Below are 5078 nucleotides of genomic sequence, written 5' to 3'. Positions count from 1 at the left end.
TTTCTATTCAATATATTACTTTTTATTATAATTTTTCACATTAAATCACAATACTCACTTATAAAAGTTTATGAACGATGTTCCTATTCATCTTCTTTATAATTCTTTCATTCCTACTAATACTTGATTATCAAGCTTTTTAGCAGCTCGAAGATCATATGTTTTTTCATATGTTGGTTCAGTAGCAAGTTTCGCACCATAAAACATAACATCACGAACTTCTTGTACATTCACTTCTACTACCGTTAATTTTAGAGGAATCCCTTCCATTCTATCTGTTAAAATTTTACTTTCACCACTTATGGAAAATACGGATTCATTCGCCATTATAGTCAATACAACCCCTGCACTATGCCGTATATTCCCCACAATACGTGAGCGTTGATCTACCGCAAATCGAATACTAGTTTCACTCACTGCATATACCCAAGAAATAGCACTTACGTTAGGAATTTGTTTTTCGAAATCTATTGTTGCTATCATAACGATACACTCTTTACGCAAAGATTGTACTAAATCACCTGTCAATGTAGGCTCAACTACATTCGCCATATTTCCACCTCCAAATATTATTTATATATCCTTATCATAACCTATTTTTCGAATTGCGAAAATATTATTTTTTCCCGCTATTATTCAAAAATATTATACTTCCATGATATACTTATACTGATAGAATTCGTATTGAGGTGACGAAATGAGAGTCAAATGTATGATTTGTGATAAAAAAGATATGTTAGATGACGAAAATCCTATGGCAAAAAAACTGCGTAATCGCCCTATTCATACATATATGTGCATGGAATGTACGGAACGAATTGCAGAGCGTACTATGGAACGCCATGCGAGTGGTAATTTCCGATTATATCGTGATAAAAAAGTAGAAGACGATTGGTAAACCGGAAATAAGTCCTTAATCATATAGATAAGGACTTATTTGTATTTTTCTGGTTCACGATTCATCTGATCCAAAAAACAATCAATGGCTTCTACCGGAAATCTTGCACACCTTATTTCTCCATCAATTTCATATGTAATCAAATACATTTCCTCGTTCTTTTCAACTTCTACATTTCGTAATTTATGCTCTTCATATATCATATTTTGAAATAATACATACGTTTCTTGTGCAGCGCTATCATCTGGACGTGCTTCCGCAACCGTTTTAATTGTTAACCAATTATATAGTGCATCTTGTACTGAGCGCATGAAAGCCCCTCCTTTTTTCACCCTGTTTTTTGTTGTTTAGCTTGACGTAAACGCAGTCTATAAATTCCAAGTACAATTGCCGCTACAACGAGTCCCTCTCCAACGGGTAAAAAAACTGCAAAAAAAGTTAATACCGTGCATCCAATTGCTAAAGATGTATATATCACTATATTTTTTAGTACCGACAGCTTCCTTGCAAATCCTAAATTATATACAAGTGCACTTAATAAAATTATTGTTCCATAAAGCAACCACATCCCTACCTCTGGATTTTCATCAACTTTACAAAGTTTCGCGAAAAATGACATTCTTTCTAACACTATCTTTCACCTCTCCTCATGAAACAAATTCTCTTTATGTACTTAATACAAGAGTAACTCGCAAAAAAAATACTGTCCACAAAAAAGAGTAAATATTCAAAAAAAATAAACATAAAACAAAAAAACAGCTACCTTTTATAAAGGTAGCTGTTCTATTATTTTATGCTTCAACAGATTTCTTTTTCTTAGCAGCTCTTTCGCGCTCACTCTTATCAAGAATCTTTTTACGTAGACGAATTGATTCTGGAGTTACTTCACAGAACTCGTCATCGTTTAAGTACTCTAATGACTCTTCTAAAGTCATTAAGCGTGGTTTTTTCATTGTTGAAGTTTGATCTTTCGTCGCAGAACGAATGTTAGTTTGTTGTTTCATTTTTACAACGTTAACTGTTAAATCATTCTCACGTGTATGTTCTCCAACGATCATACCAGCATATACTTCTGTACCTGGTTCAACGAAGATTACACCGCGATCTTCAACTTGCATAATACCGTATTGTGATGCTTTTCCTGCGTCAAGTGAAACTAGAACACCTTGGCGACGTCCACCCACTTGTCCAGCATGTACTGGTTGGTAGCAATCAAATGTGTGGTTTAAAATACCATAACCACGAGTTAATGTTAGGAATTCTGTTGTGTAACCAATTAAACCACGTGCTGGAACCATGAAAGTAAGGCGAACTTGACCGTTTCCGTTATTCACCATATCTAACATTTCACCTTTACGTGCACCCATTGATTCCATAATAGAACCAGTGTATTCTTCAGGCACATCGATTTGTACGCGCTCTACAGGCTCACTTCTTACGCCATCGACATCTTTAATAATTACTTCAGGCTTAGATACTTGTAGTTCATAACCTTCACGACGCATGTTTTCAATTAAGATAGATAAATGTAATTCCCCGCGTCCAGATACGATCCATGCATCAGGAGAATCTGTATTATCTACACGTAAACTTACATCTGTTTCTAATTGTGAACGAAGACGCTCTTCAATTTTACGAGATGTAATGAATTTACCTTCACGACCTGCAAATGGGCTGTTATTTACAAGGAATGTCATTTGTAGTGTTGGCTCATCAATACGTAATAATGGTAAAGCCTCTTCATGCTCAACCGGACATACCGTTTCACCTACGTTAATGTCTTCCATACCTGAAACAGCTACTAAATCTCCGGCTTTTGCTTCTTCAATTTCTTGACGTTTTAATCCAATGTAACCAAATAATTTAGTTACACGGAATTGTTTTACACTTCCGTCAACTTTCATTAATGCAACTTGTTGTCCTACTTTCATTGTACCACGGAATACGCGTCCAACCCCGATACGACCAACATAGTCATTGTAATCAAGAAGTGCTACTTGGAATTGAAGTGGCTCTTCGCTGTTATCAACTGGTGCTGGAATATGTTCAATAATTGTGTCAAACAATGATTTCATATTCTCTTCTTGATTTGCTGGATTTGAATCTAAGCTTGCTGTTCCGTTCATTGCTGATGCAAATACAACTGGGAACTCTAATTGATCTTCGTTTGCACCAAGTTCGATGAATAAGTCAACTACTTCATCAACTACTTCATCAGGGCGAGCGAAGTCACGGTCAATTTTGTTTACAACAACGATTGGAGTTAAGTTTTGCTCAAGAGCTTTCTTTAAAACAAATCGTGTTTGTGGCATACAACCTTCATATGCATCAACAACAAGTAGAACACCATCAACCATTTTCATGATACGTTCTACTTCTCCACCGAAGTCAGCGTGACCAGGTGTATCTAAAATGTTAATTCTTTTATCTTCATAGTGAATCGCAGTATTCTTCGCTAAAATTGTAATACCACGTTCTCTTTCTAGATCATTTGAGTCCATTGCGCGTTCTTCAATATGTTCATTCGCACGGAACGTCCCCGCTTGACGTAATAACTGGTCAACAAGTGTTGTTTTACCATGGTCAACGTGGGCAATAATTGCTATATTTCGTAAATCTTGTCGTTTTTTCAACATGTCCAACTCCTAATGTCTTTTTAATCCTTCTCTATTATAAGAGCGAAGGGGATACAATGGCAATCAAAATAAAATCAAGAATGAAAATATAGTTGTATTCTTACTTTTGTGAAAGTAAAATGAGATTGGAGGGTGAAGAAATGGAACACATTCAATATCGCTTTTTATTAACAGCAATTATCGGTGTTATCTTCTTAATTGGTATCGGAATTATGATTGCTGAAAATAGTCCCATCGGCATTATCATTTGCATTATCGGCACATTTGTTACAGTCGGATACGGTTTTGTAACAAAAAGAAAAATGCGTAAATCGCAATAACATTAAAAAGTAAGAAGCTTCTTTATGCCTCTTACTTTTTTTATTATTGCGATACAAATGGTAATAATTCTTCGTATACTCCTGGTTTTGCAACTAACACACTGCTTTTCTCTACAATAGAAAGAGGTGTTCCCAAGAACGTTGTCACTTTACCGCCAACTTCTTCTACAATAATCTGTCCCCCGCCAAAGTCCCATGGCGATAAGCGCGGTGTTACATATGCATCTAATCTTCCCGTTGCAACATATACCATTTCTAACGCTGCACAACCATATGACCTCGTACCTCTCGCCTTCTTAACGAGCATCATCATTTTTTCCATATTAAGCAATGGATTATCAGTAAGCCATATCGCATTCAAAGCTATAATTCCATGCTCTACCGTTCCTTTTTCCAACATGGGAATAGCTAAATCATTGCAAAAAGCCCCTTCTCCCTTTACCGCATGATATAGTTCGTCATGAACTGGATCATAAATAAGACCAATCTTTCCGATACCGTTCTCATAAATCCCGATTGAGATTGCGAAATTCCTTTTTTGATGAACAAAGTTCATCGTGCCGTCAATTGGATCAATTAACCAAACAACCCCATTAGAAGAGGTAATCTCATCTCCGTAGCCTTCTTCTCCTAAAATATTATGAGCCGGGAATGTTTCTTTAATTTTCCCAATTAAAAACTGCTCCGTTTCTCGGTCCATGTTTGTTACTAGATCAGCTGCATTTGACTTTGTTTCTATAATAAGTGTTTTTTTCAGTGACGCCATTAAATATTCTCCCGCTTCTCGAATCCACTGTTTCGCGTGTGTATCGATGTCTTTCCAGACTTCTTGCATGTTTAAACACTCCGATCTATACTGTTCACAGAAAAAACGAACCCTTTATAAGGTTCGCACCAACTAATTATTTATACATATACTATTATTACGCTTCTAAACGGATCATTTCAAGTCTTAACACTTCTAATTTTTGTACGCACTCTTCTTTTTTCTGGTTGTCGTTATCCATCATCGCATCATATAAAGTTGCTAATTCATAATCTAGCTCCAAACGTAGCACCGGAATTCTCTTTTCAGCATCTGTTCTCTTTAACGCATTAATCACCTGTCTCATTTTTTTGCCTCCTCCCAATATTCGTCTGCCCTCGGACTAGAATTGATTCAATTTTCTGATTTTTTGTTTTATACTATACTATGTTGGATAAATCATCTATGCAACACAATTA

General features: G+C 36.0%; 8 protein-coding genes. 2 read left to right on the top strand and 6 right to left on the bottom strand.

Annotation, left to right across the window (positions count from 1 at the left end; translation table 11 throughout):
- Positions 1 to 96: 96 nt before the first annotated feature.
- Positions 97 to 552 (bottom strand): PNPOx family protein, encoded by a 456-nt coding sequence (locus AB3X48_RS17625; RefSeq protein ID WP_002160684.1) that lies wholly within the window; start codon positions 550 to 552, stop codon positions 97 to 99.
- 145 nt (positions 553 to 697) lie between these two features.
- On the opposite strand from AB3X48_RS17625, the gene AB3X48_RS17620 reads away from it, so the two are divergent.
- Positions 698 to 898 (top strand): YlaI family protein, encoded by a 201-nt coding sequence (locus AB3X48_RS17620; RefSeq protein WP_002111485.1) that lies wholly within the window; start codon positions 698 to 700, stop codon positions 896 to 898.
- Positions 899 to 933: 35 nt separating this feature from the next.
- Here AB3X48_RS17620 and AB3X48_RS17615 read toward each other — a convergent pair whose 3' ends face one another.
- The 3 genes from AB3X48_RS17615 to typA form a co-directional block, all read right to left on the bottom strand.
- Complete coding sequence (locus tag AB3X48_RS17615) at positions 934 to 1209, bottom strand: hypothetical protein (RefSeq protein WP_002146008.1); 276 nt, start codon at positions 1207 to 1209, stop codon at positions 934 to 936.
- Between the two features lie 17 nt (positions 1210 to 1226).
- Positions 1227 to 1529 carry a YlaH-like family protein gene (locus tag AB3X48_RS17610; protein WP_002160683.1) on the bottom strand — a complete coding sequence of 101 codons (303 nt, stop codon included), beginning with the start codon at positions 1527 to 1529 and terminating at the stop codon, positions 1227 to 1229.
- 160 nt (positions 1530 to 1689) lie between these two features.
- Positions 1690 to 3534 carry a translational GTPase TypA gene (typA, locus tag AB3X48_RS17605; protein ID WP_002160682.1) on the bottom strand — a complete coding sequence of 615 codons (1845 nt, stop codon included), beginning with the start codon at positions 3532 to 3534 and terminating at the stop codon, positions 1690 to 1692.
- Positions 3535 to 3674: 140 nt separating this feature from the next.
- Between typA and AB3X48_RS17600 the strand changes: the two genes are divergently transcribed.
- Positions 3675 to 3854 carry a DUF5325 family protein gene (locus AB3X48_RS17600; RefSeq protein WP_000400127.1) on the top strand — a complete coding sequence of 60 codons (180 nt, stop codon included), beginning with the start codon at positions 3675 to 3677 and terminating at the stop codon, positions 3852 to 3854.
- Positions 3855 to 3897: 43 nt separating this feature from the next.
- Here the strand turns inward: AB3X48_RS17600 and AB3X48_RS17595 are convergent, their stop codons facing one another.
- Entirely contained in the window at positions 3898 to 4689 is a 792-nt protein-coding gene (locus AB3X48_RS17595; RefSeq protein ID WP_016106043.1) for an inositol monophosphatase family protein, read from the bottom strand.
- A gap of 88 nt (positions 4690 to 4777) precedes the next feature.
- Complete coding sequence (locus AB3X48_RS17590; protein ID WP_002088326.1) at positions 4778 to 4966, bottom strand: YkzI domain-containing protein; 189 nt, start codon at positions 4964 to 4966, stop codon at positions 4778 to 4780.
- Positions 4967 to 5078: the final 112 nt, after the last annotated feature.

This window comes from Bacillus sp. S4, from assembly GCF_040838205.1.
Taxonomy (GTDB): Bacteria; Bacillota; Bacilli; order Bacillales; family Bacillaceae_G; genus Bacillus_A; species Bacillus_A cereus_U.
The sequence above is the reverse complement of the archived record's forward strand: the minus strand, read 5'-3'. Positions and strand labels throughout refer to the sequence as shown.

Bases quoted from the DNA above. Each gene is read 5' to 3' on its own strand.
- AB3X48_RS17625 (WP_002160684.1), bottom strand. From the start codon at position 552: ATGGCGAATGTAGTTGAGCCTACATTGACAGGTGATTTAGTACAATCT.
- AB3X48_RS17595 (WP_016106043.1), bottom strand. From the start codon at position 4,689: ATGCAAGAAGTCTGGAAAGACATCGATACACACGCGAAACAGTGGATT.
- typA (WP_002160682.1), bottom strand. From the start codon at position 3,534: ATGTTGAAAAAACGACAAGATTTACGAAATATAGCAATTATTGCCCAC.
- AB3X48_RS17590 (WP_002088326.1), bottom strand. From the start codon at position 4,966: ATGAGACAGGTGATTAATGCGTTAAAGAGAACAGATGCTGAAAAGAGA.
- AB3X48_RS17620 (WP_002111485.1), top strand. From the start codon at position 698: ATGAGAGTCAAATGTATGATTTGTGATAAAAAAGATATGTTAGATGAC.
- AB3X48_RS17600 (WP_000400127.1), top strand. From the start codon at position 3,675: ATGGAACACATTCAATATCGCTTTTTATTAACAGCAATTATCGGTGTT.
- AB3X48_RS17615 (WP_002146008.1), bottom strand. From the start codon at position 1,209: ATGCGCTCAGTACAAGATGCACTATATAATTGGTTAACAATTAAAACG.